The sequence below is a fragment of the Paenarthrobacter sp. TE4293 genome (assembly GCF_050435325.1).
GTDB lineage: Bacteria > Actinomycetota > Actinomycetes > Actinomycetales > Micrococcaceae > Arthrobacter > Arthrobacter nitroguajacolicus_C.
In genome coordinates this window covers 62,879-89,302 of the sequence record NZ_JBNJRY010000011.1, presented here as the reverse complement: position 1 = coordinate 89,302, position 26,424 = coordinate 62,879, and the positions used below count along the sequence as shown (strand labels likewise).

Annotated in this window: 26 protein-coding genes; 15 read left to right on the top strand and 11 right to left on the bottom strand. The window is 61.0% G+C overall.

The annotated features are described in order from the left end of the window. Nucleotides 1-18 precede the first annotated feature (18 nt). Complete coding sequence (locus QF015_RS19670) at nt 19-1,125, bottom strand: GTP pyrophosphokinase (RefSeq protein WP_429390497.1); 1,107 nt, start codon at nt 1,123-1,125, stop codon at nt 19-21. A 164-nt stretch (nt 1,126-1,289) separates the two neighbouring features. Here QF015_RS19670 and QF015_RS19665 point away from each other — a divergent pair, with 164 nt between their 5' ends. The 5 genes from QF015_RS19665 (at nt 1,290) to QF015_RS19645 (ending at nt 8,490) form a co-directional block, all read left to right on the top strand. Continuing rightward, nucleotides 1,290-4,001, top strand: a complete 2,712-nt coding sequence (locus tag QF015_RS19665) for a Z1 domain-containing protein (RefSeq protein WP_429390496.1) — start codon at nt 1,290-1,292, stop codon at nt 3,999-4,001. After that, complete coding sequence (locus QF015_RS19660; RefSeq protein WP_429390495.1) at nt 3,998-4,990, top strand: PD-(D/E)XK motif protein; 993 nt, start codon at nt 3,998-4,000, stop codon at nt 4,988-4,990. The genes QF015_RS19665 and QF015_RS19660 overlap by 4 nt, the downstream gene beginning before the upstream one ends. A gap of 185 nt (nt 4,991-5,175) precedes the next feature. Further along, a complete protein-coding gene (locus QF015_RS19655) occupies nt 5,176-6,816 on the top strand; it encodes a hypothetical protein (protein ID WP_429390494.1) in 1,641 nt (546 codons plus the stop codon). 196 nt (nt 6,817-7,012) lie between these two features. Further along, nucleotides 7,013-7,684, top strand: coding sequence for a hypothetical protein (locus tag QF015_RS19650; protein WP_429390493.1), 672 nt, complete (start codon nt 7,013-7,015; stop codon nt 7,682-7,684). A gap of 2 nt (nt 7,685-7,686) precedes the next feature. Beyond that, nucleotides 7,687-8,490: a DUF6339 family protein gene (locus QF015_RS19645; protein ID WP_429390492.1), complete on the top strand. Its 804-nt coding sequence runs from the start codon at nt 7,687-7,689 to the stop codon at nt 8,488-8,490. Here the strand turns inward: QF015_RS19645 and QF015_RS19640 are convergent. Further along, nucleotides 8,424-9,971, bottom strand: a complete 1,548-nt coding sequence (locus QF015_RS19640; protein WP_429390491.1) for a DNA cytosine methyltransferase — start codon at nt 9,969-9,971, stop codon at nt 8,424-8,426. The two genes, QF015_RS19645 and QF015_RS19640, sit on opposite strands and share 67 nt — an antisense overlap. 246 nt (nt 9,972-10,217) lie before the next feature. Here QF015_RS19640 and QF015_RS19635 point away from each other — a divergent pair, with 246 nt between their 5' ends. Together QF015_RS19635 and QF015_RS19630 are read left to right on the top strand one after the other, a co-directional pair. Next, entirely contained in the window at nt 10,218-11,039 is an 822-nt protein-coding gene (locus QF015_RS19635) for an alpha/beta hydrolase (protein ID WP_310208338.1), read from the top strand. Between the two features lie 40 nt (nt 11,040-11,079). Next, on the top strand, nt 11,080-12,015 hold the full coding sequence (locus QF015_RS19630; protein WP_310208341.1) for a carbohydrate kinase family protein: 936 nt from the start codon (nt 11,080-11,082) through the stop codon (nt 12,013-12,015). 3 nt (nt 12,016-12,018) lie between these two features. Here QF015_RS19630 and QF015_RS19625 read toward each other — a convergent pair whose 3' ends face one another. Beyond that, on the bottom strand, nt 12,019-13,080 hold the full coding sequence (locus QF015_RS19625) for a glutathione S-transferase family protein (RefSeq protein WP_310208344.1): 1,062 nt from the start codon (nt 13,078-13,080) through the stop codon (nt 12,019-12,021). A gap of 84 nt (nt 13,081-13,164) precedes the next feature. Between QF015_RS19625 and QF015_RS19620 the strand changes: the two genes are divergently transcribed. Both QF015_RS19620 and QF015_RS19615 read left to right on the top strand, forming a co-directional pair. Next, nucleotides 13,165-13,974, top strand: a complete 810-nt coding sequence (locus tag QF015_RS19620) for an HAD family hydrolase (RefSeq protein ID WP_429390490.1) — start codon at nt 13,165-13,167, stop codon at nt 13,972-13,974. A gap of 68 nt (nt 13,975-14,042) precedes the next feature. After that, nucleotides 14,043-14,873 carry an isocitrate lyase/PEP mutase family protein gene (locus tag QF015_RS19615; RefSeq protein WP_429390489.1) on the top strand — a complete coding sequence of 277 codons (831 nt, stop codon included), beginning with the start codon at nt 14,043-14,045 and terminating at the stop codon, nt 14,871-14,873. 41 nt (nt 14,874-14,914) lie between these two features. On the opposite strand, the gene QF015_RS19610 is transcribed toward QF015_RS19615, so the two are convergent. After that, nucleotides 14,915-15,781: an SDR family oxidoreductase gene (locus tag QF015_RS19610; protein ID WP_429390488.1), complete on the bottom strand. Its 867-nt coding sequence runs from the start codon at nt 15,779-15,781 to the stop codon at nt 14,915-14,917. A gap of 124 nt (nt 15,782-15,905) precedes the next feature. Between QF015_RS19610 and QF015_RS19605 the strand changes: the two genes are divergently transcribed. Together QF015_RS19605 and QF015_RS19600 are read left to right on the top strand one after the other, a co-directional pair. Beyond that, nucleotides 15,906-16,175 (top strand): hypothetical protein, encoded by a 270-nt coding sequence (locus QF015_RS19605; RefSeq protein ID WP_429390487.1) that lies wholly within the window; start codon nt 15,906-15,908, stop codon nt 16,173-16,175. A gap of 13 nt (nt 16,176-16,188) precedes the next feature. Continuing rightward, entirely contained in the window at nt 16,189-16,986 is a 798-nt protein-coding gene (locus QF015_RS19600; RefSeq protein WP_429390486.1) for a glycerophosphodiester phosphodiesterase, read from the top strand. Here the strand turns inward: QF015_RS19600 and QF015_RS19595 are convergent. Continuing rightward, the gene (locus QF015_RS19595) at nt 16,949-18,817 is read right to left on the bottom strand and encodes a glycoside hydrolase family 2 protein (protein WP_429390533.1); all 1,869 of its coding nucleotides are present in this window, start codon (nt 18,815-18,817) and stop codon (nt 16,949-16,951) included. The two genes, QF015_RS19600 and QF015_RS19595, sit on opposite strands and share 38 nt — an antisense overlap. A 65-nt stretch (nt 18,818-18,882) precedes the next feature. On the opposite strand from QF015_RS19595, the gene QF015_RS19590 reads away from it, so the two are divergent. Continuing rightward, nucleotides 18,883-19,854, top strand: coding sequence for a D-2-hydroxyacid dehydrogenase family protein (locus QF015_RS19590; protein WP_310208607.1), 972 nt, complete (start codon nt 18,883-18,885; stop codon nt 19,852-19,854). Nucleotides 19,855-19,913: 59 nt separating this feature from the next. Continuing rightward, nucleotides 19,914-21,056: a glycerate kinase gene (locus QF015_RS19585; protein ID WP_429390485.1), complete on the top strand. Its 1,143-nt coding sequence runs from the start codon at nt 19,914-19,916 to the stop codon at nt 21,054-21,056. Here QF015_RS19585 and QF015_RS19580 read toward each other — a convergent pair whose 3' ends face one another. Then, on the bottom strand, nt 21,057-21,299 hold the full coding sequence (locus QF015_RS19580; protein ID WP_310208363.1) for a DUF2630 family protein: 243 nt from the start codon (nt 21,297-21,299) through the stop codon (nt 21,057-21,059). A 93-nt stretch (nt 21,300-21,392) separates the two neighbouring features. Between QF015_RS19580 and QF015_RS19575 the strand changes: the two genes are divergently transcribed. Then, nucleotides 21,393-21,836, top strand: a complete 444-nt coding sequence (locus tag QF015_RS19575; RefSeq protein WP_310208365.1) for a YdeI/OmpD-associated family protein — start codon at nt 21,393-21,395, stop codon at nt 21,834-21,836. 31 nt (nt 21,837-21,867) lie between these two features. Here the strand turns inward: QF015_RS19575 and QF015_RS19570 are convergent, their stop codons facing one another. Continuing rightward, a complete protein-coding gene (locus QF015_RS19570; RefSeq protein WP_429390484.1) occupies nt 21,868-23,127 on the bottom strand; it encodes an MFS transporter in 1,260 nt (419 codons plus the stop codon). A 56-nt stretch (nt 23,128-23,183) separates the two neighbouring features. Between QF015_RS19570 and QF015_RS19565 the strand changes: the two genes are divergently transcribed. Further along, complete coding sequence (locus QF015_RS19565; RefSeq protein WP_429390483.1) at nt 23,184-24,137, top strand: DUF5937 family protein; 954 nt, start codon at nt 23,184-23,186, stop codon at nt 24,135-24,137. A gap of 30 nt (nt 24,138-24,167) precedes the next feature. Here QF015_RS19565 and QF015_RS19560 read toward each other — a convergent pair whose 3' ends face one another. The 4 genes from QF015_RS19560 to QF015_RS19545 form a co-directional block, all read right to left on the bottom strand. Further along, the gene (locus QF015_RS19560) at nt 24,168-24,470 is read right to left on the bottom strand and encodes a DUF4193 domain-containing protein (RefSeq protein ID WP_310208373.1); all 303 of its coding nucleotides are present in this window, start codon (nt 24,468-24,470) and stop codon (nt 24,168-24,170) included. A 188-nt stretch (nt 24,471-24,658) separates the two neighbouring features. Continuing rightward, a complete protein-coding gene (locus QF015_RS19555; protein ID WP_310208375.1) occupies nt 24,659-25,210 on the bottom strand; it encodes a dihydrofolate reductase family protein in 552 nt (183 codons plus the stop codon). A 25-nt stretch (nt 25,211-25,235) separates the two neighbouring features. Continuing rightward, nucleotides 25,236-25,559 (bottom strand): hypothetical protein, encoded by a 324-nt coding sequence (locus QF015_RS19550; protein ID WP_429390482.1) that lies wholly within the window; start codon nt 25,557-25,559, stop codon nt 25,236-25,238. A gap of 152 nt (nt 25,560-25,711) precedes the next feature. Beyond that, nucleotides 25,712-26,278 carry a type 1 glutamine amidotransferase domain-containing protein gene (locus QF015_RS19545; protein ID WP_310208381.1) on the bottom strand — a complete coding sequence of 189 codons (567 nt, stop codon included), beginning with the start codon at nt 26,276-26,278 and terminating at the stop codon, nt 25,712-25,714. Between the last annotated feature and the right edge of the window lie 146 nt (nt 26,279-26,424).

The window sequence follows — 26,424 nt, the reverse complement described above, 5'->3', positions numbered from 1 at the left end:
TCCTTAAAATGCGGTCTTTTACAAAGCAGTCTGGCGGTAACGCTCAATCTGCTTAAGACGCCGCAGGAGGCTGTCGCGCCGCGGGTGCGGGACGACGTCGGGCGCCTCAGCGGTGAGATCAATGTGTTCGGTTCCGTACTGCCACAGCAGGAGGTCGTCCAGGAGGCGGTCGGGGCCGGGGGAGTAGCGGTGGTCCAGGGCCTTGCGGACCTCGGTGATCCGGTTGGCACTAAGCAGCCCGGCGAGTTCCACGGTTTTGGTGAGTCCGTGGGCGGCGAGCAGTTCAGCGGCCCATCCCCAGTCGTCGTCAACTTTACGGTCAACGTGCGGCAAGAGGGTACGCCAGACGTCACGAACCCGGTTTGGCGTCAGCGGCGAGCCACCTTCACCTTCGAGGTCCCAGTAGCTACGGACTTCCTCGTAGCGCTCATGAAGATCCGCGAAGGCGCTCTCCACGGTTTCCAACATGGCCGCTGTGGCCGTGAACTGGCGATCGAAATGCGGCGTCCAGGCGCGCGGGTCTTCGGCCTTGAAGCGGATGTCGTGCTCGATCTCGCTCCAGGCATGCGCAAACACGGTACGGATCTGGCATTCGAAGAAGTAGCTGCCGTTGGCGGGCATGTCCGGGTTGAAGACGTGCTGGTACTCCTTGACGGCCTCGTTCTGGATGGTCCGCAGAATGAGGTGCCGGCTGGAGTATCCATAGGTTCCGGACTCGATGGAGCCGATGTCCTTCTCGCGATCGCCGCGGCAATCAAAAAGTTGGCGCTGCCGTTTGATGATGTTGGCTACCGCCGCGTTTTCCGCCGGCAGTTTGGTGATGACACGGATGCCCACCATGTCATTCAACGTGCGGAAAGGGTCCGGGAATTTCAAAACCCGCGGACCGCCCGGCTCCAGGGGATCATCCGTGCGGGAAATCTTTTCGCGGAATGACTCCACGGTTTTGGTCCGTCCCGTGACGAACAAGGGAGTGACCTCAGCGTCGTTTAACATGTCCCGCAAAGTGAGCAGAACATCCCGCGTGACCCGCTTCAATGCAGGGCGAACACGCTCATAGAGCGCCACGTTCGCATCCACAGAGTCACGCTGAGCCTGGTCCAGGCTGTCCCAATTGCTTGCCATGCCCCCAGCTTACGGGGCGGGTCCGACACTGAACCGAGCCACCCGCCGTCGGGGTGCCTCTAGCCTTTCCGCCGCGTCCCGGTGTCGCGAACAGCTCGACAGTCAATATTGTCATCGGATGAAGCTAGCATCGGAAATGGATAATTATCCGAGGTTGACTATGAGTGGCACGAAACATGGGGGCAGTGATGGCGGACAAAGGCTTTTCCGACGCGGAAGTCGCGAAAATGGCGGACACAATTGCCGGCTTGGTGGCCGGTGGTTTCACCTTGGAGGGTGCGCAGAACGCGCTGAGCTACGCACCGGACGAACTGGTGTTTCAAGCTCGCTCGCTCTATGAAAAGAGGAAGGGGCTGATAGCCGAGATATCGGACCCTGGAGCGCTTGTCGAAGCGGAAGCCAGGACGGGGTTTTGGTACTCCGGACCGCGCGAAGAGGACAAGATCTGGCCGACTCTTAAGACCATCCTCGACGGCGAGCTGCCGGAATCAGCGGTTGATGGCATAGACCGAGCATCGTCAAGAGTCATAGGGCTGAGTAAGCCCCCCGGCCAATCGCCCATCGAATCGCGCGGCTTGGTCCTTGGGTATGTTCAAAGCGGTAAGACCACGAACTTCATGTCGGTAATCGCTAAGGCGGCCGATGTGGGGTACCGGCTGATTGTTGTCTTGACCGGGACCACGGAAAACTTGCGCACTCAAACGCAGGAACGGATCGACGACTATCTGGTTAAGCCTTGTGGTCCAACGTGGCATCCGTTGACAACAGCTGTCCATGACTTTTGCGAGACCACCGGTTCGGATGCAGTGCTCGGAGCTGTAGGCATGCGTTCGATTGCGGTGGTGAAGAAGAATCCTGCCAGGCTGCGGCGTCTCCGTGACTGGATCAGCACCGCTTCGGCTACAACACGTGCTGCCTGCCCAATTCTGGTAATCGACGACGAGGCCGATCAAGCATCCATCGACGTGGGTACCAAGCGACAGTCAACAATCAATCGGTTGATCCGCGAGATCCTGGACAATCCGAAGGCTGCCTATATCGCGTACACGGCGACCCCTTTCGCCAATTTTCTCATTGATCCGAACTTTGAGAAGGACCTGTACCCAAAGGACTTCATAATCGACCTCCCCAAGCCTGAAAACTACTTCGGTGCGGAGAGGATTTTCGGTAGCCCTGAGCCCCCTGCAGATGGCCAAGACCCCGACGACGGGTTGGATGTTGTTCGTACGATCCCCGAGGTCGAAGTCGACATCGTTCGACCCCCTAAGGGGCGGGAAGCGCTCGAAGTTTGGGTCCCCGAGGTGCCGGAATCCATGCGGACGGCCATCATGTGGTTTCTCCTGGCGACGGCAGCACGGCGGATTCGCAGTGGGAAAATTTCTCACTCGTCAATGCTGATCCACACGTCCATGCTGGCTGCAGCGCACATGCGCACGGCAGAGGCTGTTGAGGACTGCTTGAACGGTCTTCGGAGTGCCATGGTCAACGAATCGACCTCAGCCTTCAGCGAGTTCCGAGAGCTTTGGGAATCCGAAACCGGTGTAGTCCCTGCAGACATGTTCGGGCACGAACCTGTCCTATATAGCGATATAGAAGATGAGCTGCTCGCTACTGCCCAGGCTACGACCATTGTTGTGGACAACTACCTTTCTGAGGACAGGCTTTACTACGCCAAGGACAAGCCCCAGACCGTGATCGTTGTCGGGGGAAATACCCTGTCCCGAGGCCTGACCTTGGAAGGGCTCATTTCAAGCTACTTCGTAAGGGCCTCGTCGGCTTACGACACTCTCCTTCAGATGGGTCGATGGTTTGGCTACAGGGTTGGGTACGAGGACTTTATCCGCATCTGGATGTCATCCGAACTTCAAAGCTGGTTTCTTATGCTGGCCTTGGTGGAATCGGAGATACGGGAAGAGATCAGCGTCTATGAGAAGGAGGGCAAGACCCCTCGGGAGCTGCCCGTGCGTATCCGCACGCATCCGCAGATGTCCGTGACAGCTGCGGCGAAGATGCGTCAAGCAGTTAGTGCCTCGGTAAGTTACTCGGGAAGCCGTGTGCAGACGATCTTGTTCAAGGAACACAATGAGGAATGGTTGCGGAAGAACATAAACGCAACAAGGGCTCTAGTTTCGGCTGCACTAGATGATGAGCATGAAGTTCAATCTCTCGGCAACGGTAACCGTGGATTCACGGGTGTGTCTGCAGATCACGTACTGAAGTTCCTGGATGACTACCAACTTCACGAAGACGCTCGCTCAATTGATAAGAAGGCCGTTCGGAAGTACGTCGAACGGGAACGGCGAAGCGGGGCGCTGGAGAGATGGAACATCGTTCTTATGGAGCCTCGAAGTGGGAGGGATGCAGAACTCGATCTCGGGCTAGGGGCGACAACTAAGATGCTGCGTCGTAAAAAGATGTATCTTCCGGGCAGTGATGGAACGGCGAATCTGAAGGCAGTGGCTTCGACACCAGACCGGGTCTCCGACTTGGACGTAGAGATCGAAGCAATTCGGAAGTCCTTGGGTCTGGGTACGGGGGAACGCGTAACCGATGCCCAGCTCATACAGGTACGAGAAATGAGGGGACTTCAGAGGACGGGCCTGCTGTGCATTTATCCGATCGCTAAGCATTCGGACCCCGACTTGGCCCCTGCCGATGATGAGACAAATACCGGTCGCCGCACCCCGCTGAGGGCGGCGGACCATGTCATCGCGATAAGTCTCATGTTCCCGCGCTCTCAGAATCCGCAATCAGCTGTGGACTACGTCTCCGCACGGATCGATACAGACTACTTGGAAGACGCCGAACGAGAGTTCGACGAAGCTGACAAGATGGATGAGGCCAAGGCCAAGGTCGAGGAAGTTACTCAGGCATGAAAGAGACCTCTTCTTCCGTTTATCAGTTTTTGGCGCGGGAGCTTTCTGGAAAGGGTAAGTTCCGTGTAAGGGACTCGGGCGTTGAGTGCTCCCAGGGAGTAGTCTTCCACGCAGTGGACTCGATGGGCAGGTTGACAATACTTGTACCGTTGAGCAATTCCGAAGTGGGGTTTGTGGACTGGAATTCCAAGGCGTTATCACTGGAGTTTAAGTCGCTGGAGTTCCACAACGAGCTAAGCCCATTTCTGATTTTGCAGTGCACTGACGACAAGCTGGACAGCCAGTTCGCGCTGTTGTCTGACGAGGTCCTTGATGCGATTGAACTTGAGCCGGCTCAGGCCCTGAAGGCGACGCTCTCAACCTTGGACCGATGGAGGCGCCTGTTTGAATCAGATAGGCTAGGCATCCTAGGACCTGCACAGCTGGCAGGACTCTTGGCGGAGCTCTCGGTTCTCGAAAGACTAGTCAGCGCCCACGGACCTAAGGCGCTGGCCACATGGCAGGGGCCGAACGGGAACCGCCACGATTTCGTATTGTCTGAATGCTCGATCGAGGTTAAGGCGACTACAAACCACAACAATATGGTGGTCACCGTCCATGGCAGCAAGCAGCTTCTAGCCCCCGAAAATGCTGACCTTTATGTCCATGCCTTCCAGATGGAACCCAGCCCGGAAGGTACCTCGGTGCCTGAAAAGATTGGTGACTTGCTGGCCCTCGGTGTTGGCCGCTTGGACCTGCTTGCCAAATTGGATGGCGCCAAATATAGCGACGCTCACTCAAAAATCTATCGTTCGATACGTTTCTCTCCACTGATGGACAAGACCTATAAGGTAGATTCAGCGTTTCCCCGGATCACGGCAGAAACAGTGTGCCCTCCCGAAGTGTTGGAGAAGCTGTCGAACCTTAGTTACGCAGTTGATTTGGGCCAACTCGAAAGCTACCCCCTTGACGTAGCCCGCTTGCAGTTTCATGCCGTCGGAGGCCTGTAATGCTGTCATTATTCCGCCAACCATATGGGGCTGACGGCGGGGTCGACGCCCGGTCCGCGGAGAACGCGATCGGACGGACCTCCTTGGATCTGTGGGATTTGGTGCTTCGAGAGTCCCTGCAGAACAGTTGGGACGCAAGGAGGGACGTAAACGGGCCGATCTCCTATGCAGTCGATGAGTACAACATGACTGTCGACCAGACAGATGTGCTTACCAATGAGATTTTTGCTGAGTTACCACCGCACTGCCAGTGCACCGACCTCAGGCGACATATATTCGACCGGCGTCTGCGAGTAATGGTCATTTCCGACTCAGGGACTAAGGGCCTGGGAGGCCCAGTGCGGGGGCACCTGGCAGGTTCGGGTGAACGCCGTGACTTCGTTGATTTCGTGCGCAATTTGGGTAGATCAAGTGCCAAAGGGCTCCAAGGCGGCACGTACGGGCTTGGAAAGGGAGTCCTGTATAAGGCCAGTAAAGTTGGTACTTGCGTCATATACTCACAAACGTTTCACGAGGGTGTGATCCAACCCCGCATAATCGGAGTCTCGGGTGGGGACGGCGACTACGACGACGAAGGCCTGCGATACACCGGTAGGAACTGGTGGGGTGTGCTTGGCGACGATGCGATCGTGGACCCATTGGTTGGCGAACCAGCTCGCGAGCTTGCCCTAAGCCTTGGCATGCCCGTACCGGAGGCAAACAACACTGGGACCAGCATTATGATCCTGGCCCCGGAAAACGAAGGCTACGAGGCTGGCCTGGATAGGGTGCAAGCCATGGCCGCCGCCGCCTTGAAATGGGCATGGCCGCACGCAATCGACGCAGGCAAAGGGCCAAACATTCTATTCTCCTTTACAGCGGATGGCACGGAACTCCCAGTGCCGAACCCGCTTCTTTCCAGCGAGTATCGAGAGTTTGCATCTGCCTACATTGAGGGTAGAAAGCGTATCCTGGATCCTGAATACGCTCCTGACTGGCAAACAACGTTCACGCGAATAGAGAGCAAGCGTCCGCACAAATTCTTGGGCCTGTTGGTCCACCGGGTGAGCAGCTCGCCTGTATCGACCTCGTCGGAGCTCGAAAATACTGTGGCACTACTTCGTGCACCTCGTATGGTGGTGAAGTACATGCCTGTGGCGGCTCAACCGAAGGGTATTCCAACTTACGGGGTTTTCATCGCCGCTCATGACTTGGACCAGACCTTCGCCAAGTCCGAGCCAGTGACGCATGACGACTGGGTTTACCAGAGGGCATCGGTTTCAAAAAACTCGGCCAACCCCGTGAAAATAGCCTTGGACCGCATTCGGGACACATTCAAGTCCTTGGCCGTTGAGGGTGTTCGGGGATCCGGAGGGGTTGCGTCGAGGGGGGCTTCGAGGGTGTCTGCGTCCTTAGGAAGTTTGCTCTCTGGTTTCACCGGCAACGGCGCAGAGCAGCAGTCGGAGCGTGAAAGCCGTTCCGGCATCAGTAGACAGCGGAAGGCCAGGGTCAAGCAAGTTGCCGAACCGGGATTGTTGTACACGGACCAAGGTATAGCTGTCCGCTACTCTTTCAATGTCATCGGTGGCCGGAATGGTGATCTCGTCGATCTCAACGTCTCGGCCCACGTTGTCACCGAGTCGGGGGCTACTGAAGGATCGGTACCTGCGAGTGCAGATACCCCGGCGTTTCTGGGCTGGGAAGCCGATGGATGGTTGGATCCCAACCCCACCTTGCGGATCGAAGTGCCGACAGACCGGGTCTTTGTCGCCGTCTTTAGACAGCCCCAGGATGCGGCCATGCGGGCCTCGGCGCAGTTGAAGGAGGTTGCATATGCAGGCAGTTAGTTACGGTCACTTGACTCTCCCCGTGGAGGCTTCACCGCGACTTTCGTGGACAATACACATAGGGGACGCCCTCTTGGAGCCCGGAGAAGAGGTTGCTGAGGGGTGGACCTACTATGACGACGTCCACGTGACGTGCTCATATGACATCGATCTTGCTGATGCACAATCCCGCCTCCATCTTCCGGAGGATGCCTCCTTGAGCGCCGTTTTGATTGCTAGATGTTCAGGCACGCCCATAGTGCAAACATCGGGCGTTGAGATAGTCAGATCGGGAATCCAGCAACTGAGCGTATCTCTTCCCGCCGAGCAGTTGGCCGGAACGTTGAGTCTGGAGTTCCAAATTTCATCCGCTCAAACTCTGAATCCTGGGATCAACGCTATTTCTCCCCATAAGCTAGGGCATACGGTCTTTCGAATGGACCGGCGTGTAATTCTTGAGGGAACGGCGCCACGACTCCCCATGCTGCCCGTCCGTTTCTCAGAATATGATCTGCAGAATAGCCAAGAGTCATTGTGGTGGCTAAAGCTCATGACCAAAGACCTCCACGCCTCTGCTGCTTCTGCAGTCTGGCTTTGGATGAATATCGAGAATCCGTCTGTCCAAGCCATGCTTGACAACCCGGACGCGCCCGAATCCGGAGCTTGGCTGAAGTTCTTGAAGATTGACTTTGCCCGGCAATTGCTTCGAGAAGCACTAGATCATGAGGAGTTGACGTTGTCGGAAGGGTATCCGGAGGCGTCGCTTGGACATGCGCTGTCGGGCGTAGTGCGTCTTCTGGGCGAAACAGTGGAATATGTTCGTGCCCGCTACAACGACGATCCTGGTCGGGTGGAGGCTCAACTCCAAGCTAAGGTCGGTGACGCGTAGGAATGTCTGACATTACACAGCTTTGTTACCCGCGCATGTCCATGGCTGAGGCGTCGTTCCGCTGGGAGACTCTGAAAACACAGCCTCTTCATGTGATAGCTTCCGAGGTTGATGTCCACGGCGCCAGCGGCGAGTTTTACCCCCTAGCCCGCCGTCGAGCAACCCCTGACGATCTCTCCGCGTTGCGCGCCAAGATTGTTAATGTCGCCTCCGAATTTGGCTACCCATCATCCATTCGTGGGCGTCGTCTCACCGAATTCGACCGAGCTGTAGGGCCGGTCGTTCACCAACAAATGGCAATTATGCCTGTGGATGCATCTAGTACTGAGGTGTGGAATTACATCAATACTATTCTCGTGCCGGACATAGTTTTGTGGAGGTATGGCAGATTCGATGATATTTCGGGTAGATGGACCATCTCGGTGGACCGCTTGTTCGATTTGACGCGAACCGCCATCGGACGCTTGTGGTGGCGAATACAGCTACTTGGTGAGGATGTGTCTGCCCGGCTTGGGGAAGACGAAGTTGTTCAGCTTCTGGAGCGGCCCAGGATCGGCGGCTACGCTCCGCTGGCAAGGGCAATCGGTGGACTGCACCTTCGATACGTCTCCGACGATGAGGCAATTCCGCGCATGGAGATCTTTCGGGATGTGAACAAGCGGCTGCTTCGACGGATGGCGGTTCAGTCTGTGTACGTCATGTCAGCTGCCCAGATAGAAGAATTTGTGGATGCGCTGTATCAGGAGTCAATGGCCGCCGTTTTGGGGGTGGGAACTTCGCCGCGCATTAGCTCAGCGATTGACTGACCGATCTTAAACGCGAGTAGCGGTGGCACAGCATTTCCTACTTGGGTGAATTGCTGTGTGCGGTTTCCGCAGAAGAAGTAGTTGTCGGGGAATGTTTGAAGGCGTGCTGCCTCGCGAACCGTGAAGCTGCGCATCTGTTCCGGGTCCGGATGTATGTAGTAGTGACCGTCCTTGGCAATGTGGGAAACGATAGTCGTTGAGGGCTTGTCCCAGATCTGGACCCGAAACCTATCTTCGAAAGGCATAGAGTCGCTGTCTACGTTCTTGTGTAGTGGCCAAAACTGCCGTGGCAGGTCCCGTACCTTGGGGCTCCGTTCAAAGGACGGCGCCTTGCTGGCCAGCAGAAAGTAGCGTTCCAGATCCTTTTCCATATGACCGCGTGCGTGATGCTGGAGAGTTGAAGGAGCGGCATCCTGCTGGATCCATTCGTGAAAGATCTTGGCTGAGTCCTTATTCAGAACTTGATCGCCAGGGCCCTCGGGCGCACCTTTTGACATGGGCTCGAGGGTTGTAAGTTCCGCGAAATCGGATCCTAACGTTGGAGTGAGTGCTCTTGCAAGGCTCACGCTCGAACGACGCACATCAGCCCACTTGAAACCTAAGGGATCGACCGTCCGAGACACGGTCGAGCGAACTTTCGGAAGGTTGCCAATAGCGTCCTTTACAGTGACAGGAGTTTCTTTCGTCAGAATCTTCGGTGCCCCGTAGCCGCTGTCTTTACGGATTCCAACCAAGATGACGCGATGTCGCTTTTGAGGTATCCCGTAGTCTTCAGCTTTTATGATGAAACTGCTTGGTGATAGTTCGGCTATATCGCTTTCCTCGACCATCGAGAAAAGATTGTATTCCAAGCCCGGTGCGGGGTTAGTCAGGTCCCCACGTATTAGGTCAAACATCTGACGCCCGCCATTGACCGCAGAGAGAAGACCCTTAACGTTTTCCATAACGAAAACGCTGGGACGAAACTTTTCAATGATGTGCAAGTACTCAAGGTACAAGAAGTGCTTATGGTCATCCTGAAAGGTCTTGTCGTTGGTTCGACGAGATCGACCGGCTAGCGAGTATGCCTGGCAGGGTGGTCCACCGATGAGTACCCAATCCTCGATATTCTCTCCCAGCGCGGCTGAAATCAGTTTGTCTGATTCCGGACGCGACTCCATCGACAATTCAAACTGCTGGACCTCAACCTCTGCATGTCGGTAAGCATCTGCCACCGCGGGGTCCGAGAGCAAGGCATCCAGGGAGATGCGCTGGTTGAGGAAGTCGGTGTAGGCCTCCGGAAGCCCGGTGGGGCTTCGGAGCAGGTACCTGTAGGCGGCACGGAGCGTCAGCGTTTTAACAGCCGCGGCTTCCATCTCAATTGAAATCGCCGTCTGGAAGACGTACTCATTTGTCTCGGGGTCACGAACGCTTGAAAAACCCTCATTTAGACCGCCGGGGCCCGCAAATATGTCAACGACTGGAATCATCTCGGCCTCCACCAGAACTAACTAACAATCCAGGGTACCAGGTGGACCCGGTGTTGCTTGGAACGTTACCCATGTCCACTGACAAAGTTAGAACTCAAGCCCACAAAACCTACTGACAAACCCGCCCCTACAGGGGATTGCTTGCCATGCCCCCAGCTTACGGGGCGGGTCCGACACTGAACCGAGCCACTCGCCGTCGGGGTGCCTCTAGCCAAACTTCCGAACCGTCACGATAGGCTCAGTACAAAGGAGGGCGCAATGTTGCGGCACAAGTACAGCTACGGCGAACACCCCAGTCAGTGGGGCGAACTCTTCATACCTGAACCGAACAACGGAAACCATCGCGGCGCATCAGCTGTGGCCGGTGGAGTCGCCGTTGTGATCCATGGCGGCTACTGGCGTTCACAGTACGGCGCTGAGCTCGGTGAGCCCCTGGCGCGCGACCTTGCGGCGCACGGTATCACCGCATGGAACCTCGAGTACCGGCGGGCCGGAAACGGCGGCGGCTGGCCCCATACCTTCGAGGACATCCTGGCCGGCATCGACCATCTGTCCGAAATCGCCGGTCAGCACGACCTCCAGCTCGGCAAAGTGGTGGCGCTCGGCCACTCGGCCGGAGGCCACCTGGCCGTTTGGGCTGCAGGTCGCCAGCGGCTGTCCGATATTGGGACGCCCGACGCCGACCGGCAACTCCAGCGCAGCCCCGAGGACAACGCGGTGCATCTGACCGGCGTCGTCAGCCAGTCGGGCCTGCTCAACCTTGCGGCCGCGGAGAAGCTGAACCTCAGCAACGGCGCAGTCTGCAACCTGATGGGCGGCGATTCCGCAAGATACCCCAAACGGCATAAGTACGCGGACCCCATGAGTTCCCTGCCGCTCGACGTTCCCGTATATGCCGTGCACGCCACGGACGACGAGGACGTTCCGGCCAGCCAGTCCGAGGCATATGTCGCTGCGGCGATGGCAGCCGGAAGCGCCGCCCAGTTGCTCCGCGTTCCCGGCGACCACTTCGACCTTATCGACCCCAAGGCCGTGGCTTACAAGAAGTGCCGCGAACTGGTGCAACGACTGCTGTCGTAATCTGTGGTTCGCGGGGGCCCGCCTCTGGCAGAGTGGTCCCATGCTGACAGTCATTGGTGAGGCCCTGGTCGACGTCGTTCAACGCTCCTTGGGAATTGAGGCGCACGTTGGCGGAAGCCCGTTGAACGTCGCCGTCGGTTTGGCGCGCCTGGATCACCCGGTGCAGTTCATTGGCCGTTATGGCCGTGACGCCTACGGTGATTCCGTTGCTGCCCACCTGCGCTCAAGCTCGGTGATGGTGCCGCTTCCACCGGATGAGAAGCCAACCAGTGTGGCCACTGCCCGGATCGACGACGACGGCGCCGCCACCTACGTTTTCGATCTCACCTGGGAACTGCCCGGACTCGCCGGACGGTTGCCGCTGATGCTGCAGGGCTCCACGTTGCTGCACACCGGTTCCATTGCCACGTTCCTGGAGCCCGGCGCCGCGGAGGTACTGGCCGCCGTCGAGCATGCGCACCCGGGGAGCACCATCAGCTTCGACCCCAACTGTCGCCCCAGCATTATTACTGACGTTGAGTACGCACGAACCCAGGCCGAGCGCTTCGTGACCCTGTCCGACGTCGTGAAGGCCTCGGACGAGGACCTTGAGTGGCTGTACCCCGGCGTTGACCCGACGGAATCCGCACGCCGCTGGCTCTCCCTTGGCGGCGAGGAAGGTCCGGCCTTGGTGGTGGTGACCCGCGGTTCGCGCGGTCCCTGGGGTGTTACCCGGGCAGGAGAAACCCAAGTGCCCGCGCCAAGTGTGGATGTTGTGGACACCGTCGGTGCAGGGGATTCCTTCATGGCTGGGCTCTTGTCCGCGATTGTGGACCATGGGCTGGATGGCGCGCAGAACCGAGGCGAGTTGAGGGCCATGCCTGTCGAAACACTGGCCGCGATCCTTGATCACGCAACGCGCGCTGCGGCCGTCACGGTCTCACGGGCGGGCGCGAATCCGCCCACCCGCGCCGAGCTCAACCATGGCGTTGCTTAGGGTCTAGCCGGCCCCGTGTCCGGCGGCGACTTCTTCGCCGGCCTTGACCGGTCCAGGGGGAGTGCCGTTGCCGAACGGTCTCCCGCCGAGCGATTCCCGCCCGTGGGCTGTCAGCCACCCGGAAAGATCAGGTCCTGCAGGGACAATCTGCGTGGGGTTAATGTCCTCGTGGACGATGTAATAGTGCTGCTTGATCTGCACGAAGTCGATGGTGTCGCCGAACCCTGGCGTTTGGAACAAGTCCCGGGCATAGCCCCACAGTGCGGGCATTTCGCTGAGCTTGTTGCGGTTGCACTTGAAGTGTCCGTGATAAACGGCATCGAAGCGGGCCAAGGTGGTGAAGAGCCGGACGTCGGCCTCGGTGATGGTGTCGCCTACCAGGTACCTCTGGCCGCTGAGGCGCTCTTCGAGCCAGTCCAAGGCGTTCCACAGGCGGACGTAGGCGGCATCGTAGGCTTCCTGTGAGCCGGCAAAGCCGCACCTGTAGACGCCGTTGTTGACCTCGGTGAACACGCGTTTGTTGACCTGATCGATTTCTTCGCGCAGGTGCCCGGGATAGAGTTCGGGGGCGCCGGGCCGGTGGAATTCGGTCCATTCCGTGGAAAAGTCCAGGGTGATCTGGGGGAAGTTGTTGGTCACCACTCCGCCGCTGGGAACATCCACGATGGCCGGAACAGTGATGCCGCGAGGATAGTCCGGGAACCGGCGGAAGAACGCTTCCTGCAACCGCTCGATGCCCAGAACGGGATCTTTACCGTGAGGGTCCAGGTCGAACGTCCAGGACCGGGCGTCGTGGGTGGGCCCGGGCTGGCCGAGGCTGATGACGTCCTCCAGCCCAAGGAGCCGGCGGACAATAACAGTGCGGTTGGCCCACGGGCAAGCACGTGCCGCAATCAGACGATAGCGTCCAGGTTCTACGGGCCAGCCGGGCTCACCGTTCGGTCCTGAGGCGCCGTCGCGGGTGATGCGGTCCTCGATGTAGTTGGTGTCCCGGGTGAACTCGCTGCCGGTGACGTACGCACCGCGGGTGCTGTGTTCTTTGGTTGTTCCGGTCTTCTCGCTCATGAACCCACCCTAGGGGGCACTTCCAGGGCTGCGCTATCACTTGGCTCCGCCGCCGGCAGATCAGCAGCCACGTAGACTGGCATGATGCGGCTCGTAGCAAGTGATATTGACGGCACCATCCTCGGTCACGACGGAAAAATCAGCGACAGGACCATCAAGGCATTCCAGGCGTGCCGCGACGCAGGGGTGGAACTTGTTTTTGTCACCGGGCGTCCGCCGCGCTGGCTGTATCCGCTCCAAGAGCAACTGGGACACAGCGGAATCGTGATCTGTTCCAACGGCGCAGTGGTGTGGGACCTCGAAACCGAGAAAGCCCTGTCCTCCTGCGTTCTGGACGCCGACTCCGTGTTTGAAGCCCGCCGCATCATCAAGGCCCTCAGGCCGGATGCCCTGTTCGCTGTTGAGACCCTGACGGGCTTCCAGCTGGAACCGGGCTTCATCGAGAACGAAACCAGCGAACTCCTCGCTGAGTTCAAACCCGCACCGCTTGCCGAGACGCTCACGGCGGATGACGCCGTCGTGAAATTCCTGGCGATCACCCGCAAAGGTACCCCGGATGACTTCCTGGCCGAAGTTCAGCCGGCCGTAGCCCACCTCGTGTCCACAACGCACTCCGCACCCCGGACGGCGATGTTGGAAATGTCCGTTCCCGGCATCAACAAGGCCGTCACGCTCGCCAAGTATGCCGGGTCGCTGGGGATCGAGGCTGCCGATGTGGTGGCGTTTGGGGACATGCCCAACGATATTGAGATGCTCCGTTGGGCGGGCCATGGTTATGCGATGGCCAGCGGTCACCCGGAAGCCATCCTGGCCGCCGGCCAGCAGGCACCGCACTTCGACGACGACGGCGTGGCCCAGGTTCTCGAGGCGAAGTTGACGGAGCAGCGGGTCTAGTTTCGCCAGGTCCTGGTCATGTCCGATTCCTGCCAGACATCCACCGTGGTGGCTGGTGGAATGGACCCATGAATCCGGAACAGAACCGAACCGCAGCCTACTTCAGATCCCTCCACACCAGCCGGAAGCCCCTGGCGCTCAGCAACGCCTGGGACGTCGCCAGCGCCGTCATCACGGAGGCAGCGGGCGCACCTGCTGTAGCGACCACCAGTGCAGGAGTTGCCTGGTCTTTGGGTGTGCCCGACGGCGACCGACTGGACCGGGAGCGTGCCGTGGCCGTGGTGGCAGGCATCGTCAACGCGGTCAAGGTGCCCGTCACGGCTGACATTGAGGGTGGTTTCTCCACCACACTGGAAGGCGTAGGGAGAACGGTCCGCGACATTCTTGGGGCCGGGGCGGTGGGCATCAACATGGAAGACGGCTCCCGCGAGCCCGCAGAGTTCTGTGCCCGGATTTCAGCCGCGCGCACAGCAGCCAGCGAGGCTGGTCAGGATTTGTTCATCAATGCGCGCACTGATGTTTTCCTGGCCGGAGCAGGCACTTCTGAACAGCAAGTCGCCGAAGTCCTGGCAAGGGCAGACATGTACGTGCAAGCAGGAGCCGATGGCATCTTTGTTCCTGGAGCAGCCGACGCGGAAACTGTTGCCGCACTGACCGCGGGCATATCAGTCCCCGTCAACGTCATGGTGGGCTCTGGATCGCTCAGTGTCGCCGGGTTGGGAAGACTGGGAGTGGCCCGTGTCAGCCTGGGTTCGAGCATCGCCCAAGCTGCCTACGCGGTTGTTAAGCGGGCAACGGAAGAGCTGAATTCCGTGGGGACTTACAGCACCGTGGCGGATGCCCTCGATTACGGCACTGTCAACGACCTGCTCGCCACCACGGGCAAGGCCGTCCGATAACCACTAAGTAACCGATAACCACTAAGTGATGGAAGGCTGACTCACGGGTGCCGGACGCCCTCACCGGCCAGCAGCGCCCGGTAGCCCTCTTGGTACGTGGGAAACGTGAACTCGAAGCCGGTCGCCCGGAGACGTTTGTTGGAACAGCGTTTGTCGCCGGGGCCGGCGTCGGACGCGCCGCCGGGTGCCGCCGTCGGGGGTTCAGGGCATCCCAGCTCGGAGGCGAGGAACCGCATGACCTCGCCCATTTCAACGGCGTGATCGTCAACGCCGACGTACACGGGCTCCGGGTCTTGGTCCATGGTGGTGAGGTGGACGATCATGGCGGCCGCATCGTCCCGGTGGACACGGTTGGTGTGCCGGGTTTGGGCGGGAATGACGGCTTGGCCGCTCCGGACTTGGTCGATCAACCGCGTGCGCCCCGGGCCGTAGATACCGCCGAGCCGCAAGGAGATCGGCTGGGTGTTGGTCCCCAGCGTTCGGGCGAACAGCAGGTCTTCGGCTTCGACCAGGACTTTTCCGCTGAACCGCGTGGGTTCGGTGGGCGTCGTCTCGTCCACCACAGCCCCGCCGGAGTCCTTGTACACCGCCGTGGAGGAAACGAACAGGATCCGCCGCGGCTCCAGGGACTGCCGTTCCAGTGCGTCCAGGACGTTCTTCACGCCGTTCACGTACGCAGCACGATAGGCCTCTTCGGTGGAGGAATCGGCCGCAACAGCCACTACAACAAGGTCCACATCTGCGGGCAATTCCGGCACTGCATTTGAGAGGTCGGCATACACGCCGCGGATTTCGGCAGGCAATTTCTCCGGAGACCGCCGCAGGCCCACCACTTCGTGGCCCGCTGCGGCAAAGCGGAGTCCGGCTTCCGTACCAAGGTCGCCGCATCCGGCAATCACGACAGTCATGACTCCAGTCTGGCAGGCTTCGGGCTGTCACCTACTTCCCAGCCTCCATACAACCGGCGTTCACCTTGCGTCCGTAGGCTTCCAGCCAAGGACCCCGTTAGCTCGTTGAAGGTGTAGGGAAATCATGGCCAAGCGTAGGATCAACGACTTCAACACTGCCCCGTTGCGGCGGATCGAGCCCGATCACCACTGGCGCTCGCTCCGGCAGGGCGACCGTGTCAGCCTTACGCTGACGCCGGGCTACGAGTCAGCCGGCGTGGTGGACGCGGTGACAGGCGACGCCACCGCCGTCTGGGTAGAGCTCGACGGCGGCCGTGGCCGTACGCTGGTCCACGTCAGCGACGGCGTGGCGATCGTTCCGCAAGACCCGGCCAGCGTCCCGCAGGAGTCCTGAACACGCCCTCGCGATGGGCTACGCTACGGATGTGACGCTGCCCTATTTCCTCCGCAAGGACGGTTCAGTGGGCCCTTTGGCCTTCGCGCACAGGGGTTTCTCCTTGAATGGCCTGGAGAATTCCATGGCTGCCTTCAAAGCCGCGGTGCAGCTCGGGACTGTTCATCTTGAAACCGACGTCCACACCACGTCAGACGGTGTGCTGCTGGTCTTCCACGATGCCTCCTTGGACCGGGTGACGGACGCCGCGGGCCGCATTGCCGAGCTGACCGCTGACCAAGTGTCCGCGGCGAGAATTGGCGGCGTAGAGCCCGTTCCAACCTTCGATGAACTGGTTGCCGCGTTGCCCGATGCCCGGCTGAACCTGGACGTCAAAGACTGGAACTCCGTGGGCCCCATGGCAGCGGCGATCGAGCGGCACGCAATCCATCACAGGGTCCTGGTGACGAGCTTTTCGGACCGCCGCCGCCGGGCGGTCCTGGCCGGGCTGTCCCACCGCGTTGCCTCGTCGGCCGGCAGCACCCTGACAGCCTTGTTCGTCCTCCTCGGCCCCGCGCTTCCGGCTCCTCTGGCACGCAGGCTGCTTGCCGGCGTCGACGTTTTCCAGGTTCCCGTCCGCTACGGCCGGTTACCCGTAGTGACCCCCGGGTTTATCCGCCGTGCGCACCGGCTGGGCCGGCAGGTGCACGTGTGGACCATCAATGATCCCGCGGAAATGGAACGTCTCCTGGACCTGGGCGTGGACGGGATTGTGTCGGACCGCCTCGACCTGCTCAAGGAAGTCCTGGTCCGCCGGGGGCAGTGGGCCTGAGCCCTCCCGCCGGCTGGTTCCGGGTTTCGATGGCCGCCGGCCGCCTTTGGCTCGCGCGGATTCTTGCCAGGTCAAACTTGGAGCCGCGATCGAAGGTGAAGATGCCGTTCTTCTCCTGGAACACATCCGTCAGCTGGGTGTAGCAGTAGCCGAACATCTCCGGATTCTCCAGCAGCACAGCGCAGAGTCCATCGAAGCGGGCATAGAACTCTTCCTCCGAACCAACCCTCTGGCCGTAACCCCAGGAGGTGGCGACGTCGGTTCCCTCAACGGCTTGGCGGGCCTCGGCCTCGTTCCACCAGATGCCGCCGAATTCCGAGACGAAGTAGGGCTGGCCAGCGTAGGGCACCGAGTATTCCCCGCCATCGGCCTTGCGATTGACATGGGGCTTCCCCCCGGCGAGGCCCTGCTGTTCGATGCGGAAGCGGTCCGGGTCCTGCTCGTAGGAGTGGGAATCGTAGATGTCAGTCTCGCGGATCCTGTGGGCGTAACCGGAAGCGTCGATGACGGGACGGGTCGGATCCGCCAGCTTGGTGGCCAGAAACATGGCCTCGGTGACGTCGTCCAGGACGGTCAGCCGGTCATGCAGGATCTGGTGCGTCTCATTGAGGGGGCACCAGCCGATGATGGACGGGTGGTTGAAGTCCCGTTTCAACACCTCCAGCCACTGGGCGACGAAGCTCGCGGTGGGCTTCTGGTTGTGGCCGATGGTGCCGCCACCGGAAACGCCCCAGTCGCCGAACTCGCCCCACACCAGGTAACCGAGCCGGTCGGCGTGGTAAAGGAAACGCTCCTCGAAGACCTTCTGGTGCAGGCGGGCGCCATTGAAACCCGCGGCCATGGACAGTTCGATGTCCTTGATCAGTGCTGCCTCGTCAGGCGAAGTCATCAGGGAATCGGGCCAGTAGCCCTGATCCAGCACCAGCCTCTGGAACACTGCCTTTCCGTTGATGCGGACCACCCTGCCGTCCAAAGCGATCGACCGGACGGCCGTGTAGCTGGTGACGTGATCCACGACTGCCCCGGAACCGTCCCGCACGCTGACTTCAAGGTCATAGAGAAACGGGTCCTCGATGGACCAGGGCCGCAGGGATTCGGCGGGAATCTCCAGCCGGAGAGAGGGGGTAAGGTCCAGATCCGCCCGGGCCTCGGCTTCGATCCTCAAACCCGAGCTGTCAGTGAGCGTCGCAACAACCACGTGACCGGCCCGGTTCCGGCTGATGGGAAGCTCCACTGTGATGCTGGAGTCTGCCAGATGAGGGGTCATGCGGAGCCGCTTGATGTAGACGTCCGGCACCGCTTCCATCCACACCGTCTGCCATATCCCGGTGGTACGCGTGTACTGGCAGTGGGTGTTGTTGTACCAGGTGGCCTGCTTGCCGCGGGCTTGCATCTCGTGCCGCGAATCCCTGGCGCGCACCACAATCACGGCATCCGAGCCGGGTTCGGCTACGCCGCCGAGGTCAGCGGTGAAAGGCGTGAAGCCGCCCCGGTGCCTGGCGACCTCAACGCCGTTTACCCACACCGTGGTGTCGTGATCGACGGCTCCGAAGTGAAGCAGAACGTTGTGGCCTGACCATTCCTCCGGGATGGTTACGGTTCGCCTGTACCAGACGGCTTCCATGAAGTCGACGTGTTCAACTCCGGAAAGTGCCGATTCCGGCGCGAACGGAACCACGATCCGGCTGTTGAATTCGCGGGTGGTGAGGCCGCGCTCCAGGCCGGAATCACCGGCGTCGATCTCAAAACCCCAGGTACCGTTGAGGTTCATCCACTTCTCACGGACCAGTTGCGGGCGGGGATGCTCGGGCTTGGGCATGGCGGTGGTCACATTTTGGCTCACACTCAAAAACCTAACGTGAGATGGGGTTGAGTACCACCGGCCGCCGCGCGAGGATGGGTGACGTGACCCGATTCCGTTTAGCCATCCTGGACGACTACCAGCAGGTCTCCGGCGATTACGCCCCGTGGGACTCATTGCTCGACGACGGCGTGAAGGTAAGCGTTTTCAGCGCGCCTTTCGTCTCCGAAGAGCAGGCCGTGGCCGCCTTGGAGCCGTTCGACATCATTGTGGCGATGCGCGAACGCACCCGTTTCCCGCAGGATGTCCTGGAATCCCTGCCCAACGTAAAGCTGCTGGTGACCACTGGCATGGCCAATGCTGCCATTGACCTGGAGGCAGCAACTGAGCGCGGCATTGTGGTGTGCGGGACGGGTGGTTCACCGGCTGCGGCTCCCGAGCTGACGTGGGCTTTGTTGATGGCTTTTGCCCGGAATCTGACGGTGGAGGAGAACTCGCTGCGCGCGGGTGACTGGCAGTCCGGCGTCGGCTTTGAACTTGACGGCAAGACCCTGGGCATCGTTGGGCTCGGCAAGATCGGCAAGCGGGTGGCGGGCTACGCCAAAGCGTTTGGGATGGACGTCCTCGCGTGGAGCCAGAACCTCACGGTCGAAGCTGCCGAGGCTGCCGGTGCCAGGAAGGTCAGCAAAGAGGAGTTGTTCAGGGAGTCCGACGTCGTGACGCTTCACCTGCGGTTGTCCGACCGAACGGAGGGGATCGTCGGTTCCAAGGAACTGCGGCTCCTCGGTCCGGAGGGCGTACTCGTCAACACTGCGCGTGGACCCTTGGTGGATGAGGCTGCGCTGACGCAGGCTTTGGAGGAAGGGTGGATCCGTGGCGCAGCCTTGGATGTCTTTGACGAGGAACCCCTGCCGGCCGGGCACTCGTTGCTGCATTCGTCGCGGACAGTCCTCTCGCCGCATATCGGCTACGTGACCCACGAGAGCTACCGGCAGTTCTATGGCGGTGCCTTCGAGGACGTGAAGGCGTGGCTCGATGGAGCACCGATTCGGGTCATCAACGGCTGAATTCCGCAGGATGACGTAGTGGGCAAGCGCTTTCCGAGTAAAGCTGGCAAGATGGACCCATGCGTATCCTCATCGCCCCGGACAAGTTCAAGGGATCACTGACCGCCGCCGAAGCCGCGTCAGCCATGGCCGAAGGCGCCCTCCGCGTGTACCCGGATGCCGTGACCACCCAGTTCCCGGTCGCCGATGGTGGTGAAGGCACGCTGGACGCCGCTATTGCCGCGGGTTATGAAGAGCGCAACAACGCCGTGGTTGGCCCCATCCTCAAACCCGTGGGCGCTTCCTGGGCCATCCGCAAGGATGCTTTCGGTGGGGCAAGCGCGGTCATCGAGACCGCGATGGCATCCGGCCTGGCACACATGGAACCAACGCCGGAGAACTCACTGCGCGCCCACAGCTACGGCTGCGGCCAGCTCATCGCGGCCGCCCTGGACGCCGGTGCCACCGAGATCGTGCTCGGCCTGGGTGGCTCGGCAATGTCCGACGCCGGCAGTGGCGCCCTGCGTGCCTTGGGGCTCAAGCCCCTGGATGCTGCCGGGAATGTGGTGCCGCTCGGCGGGGGTTCCCTGGCCGACGTCGTCGCCATCGACGTCTCCGGGCTGGATCCGCGGCTTTCGGCCGTGAAGTTCCGCATCGCCGTCGATGTCCAAAACCCGCTGTACGGTCCGGACGGCGCCGCACACATTTTCGGCCCGCAGAAGGGCGCCGATGAAGACGCTGTCGAGAAGCTCGACGCCGGTCTGCGCAACTGGGCGTCGCTCCTTCGCGAAGCCACTGGCCGGGATGTGAACGTACCGGGAGCCGGGGCGGCTGGCGGCTTCCCGGCGTCGTTCCTGGGCTTCACTGACGCCGCGCTGGAAGGTGGCTTCGCGTTGGTGGCGGGCTTGACCGGGCTCGCTTCACACTTGGGCGAAGCGGACCTGGTGATCACCGGCGAAGGTTCCATGGACGAGCAGTCGCTCACGGGCAAGGCGCCGATCGCGCTCGCCGACGCCGCAAGCGTTCACGGAATTCCCGTGATCGCCGTCGCTGGCCGCATCACCGTGACGCCTGAAGACCTTGCGAAGCATGGCATCGTGGCCGCGGCGCAGTTGCTGGACGTGGCTCAGCGCAAGGACGGCGTTCCGGACGTCGCCGACGCCGTAGCCAATGCCGCGAAGTACCTGGCCTGGGCTACCAGCCAGGTACTCGAAGGGGCGTAATTACTGCCGGTAGCCCTCGACTTCGCTGACAGGGCGGGGTTCGGCTTCGTCAGGGTTTTCGCCTGCGTCCTTCTTGGCGCGGCGCTGGCGCAGCAGGTCCCAGCATTGGTCGAGTTGGGCTTCAAGCTGGGCCAAGCGGGCGCGGCTGTCGTCGCCGTCGTTTTCTGATCCTGAAGAGTCACGCAGGCGGTGCTCCTCCTCCACCAGCGACTGAATGCGCTCCAGAAGATCCTGGTTGTCCATTGACTCTCTCCTCAGTACGGTGTTGCACGGTTACCTCGAACCTAGTCCTGACGATGGGGTGCGTCTACTGGTGGCTGACGGCATACTTGGGTCATGGAATTCACTACGACCATCGTCGGCGATGGAAACAAGGCGGGCATCGAAGTTCCGGACCACATCGTTGATGGACTGGGTGCGGGCAAGCGGCCGCCGGTGGTGGTGACCATCAACGGTAGGAGCTACCGCAGCAGCATCGCCGTGATGGGCGGGAAATACATGGTCGGCGTCAGCTCGGCCAACCGTGAACTGACGGGTGCCTCGGCCGGGGACACTGTGGAAGTTGGCCTTGAGGTCGACACGGAGCCGCGCGTCGTTGAGGTACCGGAGGACCTGGCCGCTGCGCTCGATGCTGAGCCTGAGGCGAAGGCCTTTTACGGGACCCTGAACTACAGCGCGCAGCGGCGATACGTGGAACCGATCGGGGATGCGAAGACGGAGGAAACCCGGGCGCGACGGATCGCGAAGGTGGTTTCGGATTTGAAGGCCGGGAAGAAGTAGCCCTGATTGACCGTGGGCTGGCCATGCGACGTTAGGCGAGTGCCGTCGTCGTCGATGCCCTCCGGGCTATCAGTGCGATTCCTGCCGCCGATGCAAGGAAAACGACCGCGAGGATGGCCCACCCGAGCGGACCATGGTCGACGACGGTGGCGGTCACCACGAGCGGTGCGAGCATGGCCCCCAGGGCAGAGCCCATCCCGAACATCCCTTGGTAGGCCCCGGCCTGCACGGGGTTGGCGAGTTCGAAGCTGAGTCCCCACGCTCCCGCTTGCGAAAGGATTTCCGCGAACGAGTGCAGGAGCGCCGCGCCGCACAGGAGGACGACCGCGGCAATGACCGGCGCTCCGCCTGCCAACGCGTAGAGGGCGCAGGCTACGGCCATGAGTGCGCCACCGGTCATCACGATTTTTCCGGCCCGGCGGGGGTCGTCTGTACCCCGTGAGAGCGGCACCTGGAGCAGAACCACGCACAGGGTGTTGATGACAAGGACCACAGATATCAAAAGATCCGGTGCGCTGGTGTCCTGGGAAATCCACAGCGGGACACCCATCTCGGCCAGTCCGAACTGCATGCCGAAAATGCCGGACAGCACGGTCAGCAGGACGTAGCGGCGATCCCGAAAGGGGGAGGCCCCCCGCTTCGGGGCAGGGTTGGCGGGGTCGTGGCGCGGCGCGTCAACCCGGGTGGGCAGGCGGCGGAGGTGCAGCGCGCTCAGGATGTACACCACGCCGGCGCTGATCATCATTCCCCGGAACGCGTCGGCTGTTCCGGCCAGCAGGGCCAGGCCTGCGATCATGCCTCCGGTCGCGATGCCCAGGTTGGTGATGGTGCGGAGGACGGCGCGGGCATTGACGCGGTTCGGCCCATTAAACGCCCGGGCGATGATCGCGGAACGGGTGGCATTGGCGCCTCGATCCACGCCTACGGTAATGCAGGCAATCACGACGGCGGTGATGAAGTTCCCGGCGAAGGTATACGTTGCGATCGCGAGACCCTGGACGGCGACCATGCCCACTAGGAGGCGACGTGCGGAGAAGCGGTCGGCGAGCCGCCCGCCAAGATAGGAGGTGGCGACGCCGACCCCGCTGGAAACGGAGAGGATCACGGCGATTTCAACGGCGCTCAGCCCCACAAAACGGCTGAAGTAGAGCACGGTCAGAGTGAGGAAGATGCCTCGACCCACTGTGGAGACAAGGATGGCAGAAGCCAGGATCTTGAGCGTGGGATCAGAGAGTGCGACGCGGAGCGTCTGCCGGGGAGCGGGGACGGTGTCTGCGGGAGTTGTAGTCACCCACCCATTTCTGCCACCCCCCGGATGCCATCGGTATTGATGTAGCGTTGTGCTTCATGTTGAAGTATGAGTTGTCCGAGGCAGATCTCGGCGGCGTGCGCTTTGGCATCTCTCCCTTGTGCGAACTTGGACTTTCCCTCAGGGCCATCCGTGACCCCAGCCAGTATCCACTGCAGCTGCCTTGGTTGCGCCGGACAGAAGAGGCCCGCGCACGCCTGGACCTCGATGGATTGCTGGCCCTGGTTGATGACCGGCTGTGGACGCCGGACTTCCTGAACCCCCGGCCAGAGTCGCCGCTCACCCGGATCGACGACGAGTTCGCGGCCTTGGAGCGGATTTCCGCCGAACAGTTTCATGGGGACCTGATCCGGGTGCACGGTTCTGTTCCGGCTGCCTATTCGGGCCCCGCCGGCCCGGCAATCCGGCGGATGGCCGGTATCCTCCAGGACTTTTGGGACACGTGCTTCGCACCGCACTGGCTGCGCATGCGCACCATCCTGGAAGCGGACATTGTCTACCGCGGCCGGCACATTGCGCAGGGCGGCCTGTTCACGATGCTCAACGATTTGTCGGGCGCTGTGGAATTCGACGGCCGGGTCATATCCGTGCGGTTGAAGAATCCCGCATCAAGGACCGAGAAGACTGAAGGCCTGGGGCTGACCCTTGTTCCCACCATGTTCACCCGCAGGGCCTCTGCTCCCGTGAACCATGGCGACCCGCCGATGCTGATGTACCCGGCGCGGGGACAAGGCGCCATGTGGGAGGCGGAGCAAGTGAGAAGCCCTGCCGCCGTTGTGGCGGTGCTCGGCGAGGTCCGGACCAGCCTGCTGACCGCGCTCGCTGCCCCTGCGTCATCCACGGAGCTCGGAGCGCGCTTTGGTGTGACCACGTCCGCGGTCAATCAGCATCTCAGGGTGCTCAGGAATGCCGGGCTCGTGACATCCACGCGCTACGGCCACAGTGTGCTCTACTTTCGGAGCGAGTTGGGCTCCGCATTGCTGCTGGGGTGAAGCCTGTATCACGAAATGGATCGAAGCGGTTTAGCCCTCGCACTCGATGCAATACGAGTGGCCGTTGGATTCGCGGGCCAACTGGGATCGGTGCCGGACCAGGAAGCAGGAGTAGCAGGTGAACTCGTCCTCGGCTTGGGGAATGACCTGAACGATGAGTTCCTCGGAGACAATTTCTCCCCCGGGCGTCAGGCCTTCATCGAAGGCATCGGCCTCGTCCAATTCGGTGACCACGCTGCGGGCGTCAGGCGCGTTGGCGGACTTGAGCGCTTCCAGCGATCGATCCTGGGTTTCCTTGACGTCGGAGCGGACTTCGTCGTAATCAGTTGCCACTGAGGTGATTCTCTTTTCTGATGTTCGATTCTGACGACTCTGCAACGCGTACCACCGCGACATTGTTCCCGGAGATGGATGGCCCGGGTGACGCCAAGGGCGCTCACCGGTGGCATTCACCAAATCCACCTGGATTCACCCGATCCTGGAGAGTGCCATCCGCCCCAGGTGAGTGCCGCCGTCGTGCGTTAGTCCTTACGCAGGCTGTAGGTGCTGACGACGTTGCCCTTGCTGGTGGCGTACTGGTCCTCCAGTGTGAGCCGGTGCAGTGGATCGCCGTCCTCGAAGAGACGCCGCCCGCTGCCCGCCACGACGGGGTGGGTCATGAGGGTCAGCTCGTCGAGTACGCCTGCGAACAGCAGTTGGCGAACCAGGGAGATGCTGCCGCAGACTGCGATTTCACCGCCGTCGCGGTTCTTCAGCTCGGTGACAAACTGCTCTACATCGCCCTCGATCAGGTGCGAGTTCTGCCACTCCAAGGGCTCCGTGAGGGTGCGGGACGCAACGAACTTTTCAACGGGATTGATGAAGGCCGCGAAATCGTCGTCCTGTGAAGCGGTGGGCCAGTAGCCGGCCCACTCCTGGTAGCTGACCCGGCCAAGAACCACGGTGTCCACGGAGTTGATCATCTTGGTCAGCCCCTTGCCCAGGTCTTCGTCGAAACTGTCGAACTGGAACTTGAACGGATCCTGGACCACGCCGTCTACGGAGTGGAACAGGCCGGCAGTGACTTTGCGCAAGGGGTCCTCCTGTTATGCGGCGTTGTTAGGCAGCGCGGCTGGTTGTCTGAAGTGGCCGGGACGGCAGGGCGGTCACATTGCCGGCTTCGGACGGAAGGCGGACGGGCACCTCATGGAGTTCAGCGTAAATCTTCAGCTGGTCCAGCGCATCTGCATCCACGCTTGCTTCCGTTAGGTCCATCTCCACGTCGAGTCCGCCGAAGCTCTTGGTGCGCTGGACCACGGGGTAGAGTCCCTGAAGGCTCAAGGCGGTCACGCGACCGGTTGCTGCGATCTGGATCTGTTCGCCGTCCACGTCGACTCGAACAATTACGGAGAGCTTCTCGCTGTCCAATGCACTGCCTTTCATCCTTGCTGCGACGCTGCAGCGTCCCCCAGCGTATGTGCCGCATGTGACCTGCGCAACATTACGACGGCGGGACGGAGGCGAGTGCCGCCGTCGTACTCCAGGTGAAGTACGACGACGGCACTCGTCTTTTGCTGCTGTGTTGCGGTTGACCGCTAAGCGGTCTGGCCCGCGTGCTGACCTTCAGAGATCTCCTCGACCACCTTGGCGTTGAACGCCGGGAGGTCGTCCGGGTTGCGGCTGGTGACCAGGCCTTGGTCCACCACGACTTCCTCGTCCGTCCAGTTGGCGCCCGCGTTCTTCAGGTCGGTCTGGAGCGTGTGGAACGAGGTGACGTTGCGGCCCTTGATCACTCCGGCGTCAATGAGGATCCACGGTCCGTGGCAGATCGATGCCACTGGCTTGTGTTGCTCAAAGAAGGCGCGGGTGAAGTTCTGCGCATCCGTATCCACGCGGAGGTTATCCGCATTCACGACGCCGCCCGGGAGTACGAGCGCATCAAAGTCGGATGCATTGGCGTCCGCGACTGCGAGGTCTACGTCGAAGGTGTCGCCCTTCTCCACGCCGTTGAAACCCTGGAGCTTACCCTTGCTGGGGGCCACGAGGGTGGGCTCGCCGCCGGCATCCTTGACCGCCTGCCACGGGCTGGTGAGTTCCACCTGCTCCACGCCGTCCGTCAGCAGAAATGCGACCTTCTTGCCTGCGATGTTGTGTTCTGACACTGTTCCTCCTCGGTGCGCAGCGGGGTGCCTTTTGAGCGTGCGCCGCCGCTGTGAGAGTTGTTTGTCTGACCTGTTCCAGCCTAGGGAACCTCGCTTTAGTAAGCAAGCTGACTATCATCTTCACTGCGCGGAATGGATTGCTTAAC

What these genes read in the sequence shown, in the direction of transcription:
- QF015_RS19550 (WP_429390482.1), bottom strand. Translation starts at nt 25,559, where the DNA reads ATGAAAGGCAGTGCATTGGACAGCGAGAAGCTCTCCGTAATTGTTCGA.
- QF015_RS19565 (WP_429390483.1), top strand. Translation starts at nt 23,184, where the DNA reads ATGTTGAAGTATGAGTTGTCCGAGGCAGATCTCGGCGGCGTGCGCTTT.
- QF015_RS19580 (WP_310208363.1), bottom strand. Translation starts at nt 21,299, where the DNA reads ATGGACAACCAGGATCTTCTGGAGCGCATTCAGTCGCTGGTGGAGGAG.
- QF015_RS19590 (WP_310208607.1), top strand. Translation starts at nt 18,883, where the DNA reads ATGGGTGACGTGACCCGATTCCGTTTAGCCATCCTGGACGACTACCAG.
- QF015_RS19645 (WP_429390492.1), top strand. Translation starts at nt 7,687, where the DNA reads ATGTCTGACATTACACAGCTTTGTTACCCGCGCATGTCCATGGCTGAG.
- QF015_RS19635 (WP_310208338.1), top strand. Translation starts at nt 10,218, where the DNA reads ATGTTGCGGCACAAGTACAGCTACGGCGAACACCCCAGTCAGTGGGGC.
- QF015_RS19605 (WP_429390487.1), top strand. Translation starts at nt 15,906, where the DNA reads ATGGCCAAGCGTAGGATCAACGACTTCAACACTGCCCCGTTGCGGCGG.
- QF015_RS19615 (WP_429390489.1), top strand. Translation starts at nt 14,043, where the DNA reads ATGAATCCGGAACAGAACCGAACCGCAGCCTACTTCAGATCCCTCCAC.
- QF015_RS19625 (WP_310208344.1), bottom strand. Translation starts at nt 13,080, where the DNA reads ATGAGCGAGAAGACCGGAACAACCAAAGAACACAGCACCCGCGGTGCG.
- QF015_RS19610 (WP_429390488.1), bottom strand. Translation starts at nt 15,781, where the DNA reads ATGACTGTCGTGATTGCCGGATGCGGCGACCTTGGTACGGAAGCCGGA.
- QF015_RS19630 (WP_310208341.1), top strand. Translation starts at nt 11,080, where the DNA reads ATGCTGACAGTCATTGGTGAGGCCCTGGTCGACGTCGTTCAACGCTCC.
- QF015_RS19575 (WP_310208365.1), top strand. Translation starts at nt 21,393, where the DNA reads ATGGAATTCACTACGACCATCGTCGGCGATGGAAACAAGGCGGGCATC.
- QF015_RS19620 (WP_429390490.1), top strand. Translation starts at nt 13,165, where the DNA reads ATGCGGCTCGTAGCAAGTGATATTGACGGCACCATCCTCGGTCACGAC.
- QF015_RS19600 (WP_429390486.1), top strand. Translation starts at nt 16,189, where the DNA reads ATGGGCTACGCTACGGATGTGACGCTGCCCTATTTCCTCCGCAAGGAC.
- QF015_RS19655 (WP_429390494.1), top strand. Translation starts at nt 5,176, where the DNA reads ATGACTGTCGACCAGACAGATGTGCTTACCAATGAGATTTTTGCTGAG.
- QF015_RS19585 (WP_429390485.1), top strand. Translation starts at nt 19,914, where the DNA reads ATGCGTATCCTCATCGCCCCGGACAAGTTCAAGGGATCACTGACCGCC.
- QF015_RS19660 (WP_429390495.1), top strand. Translation starts at nt 3,998, where the DNA reads ATGAAAGAGACCTCTTCTTCCGTTTATCAGTTTTTGGCGCGGGAGCTT.
- QF015_RS19670 (WP_429390497.1), bottom strand. Translation starts at nt 1,125, where the DNA reads ATGGCAAGCAATTGGGACAGCCTGGACCAGGCTCAGCGTGACTCTGTG.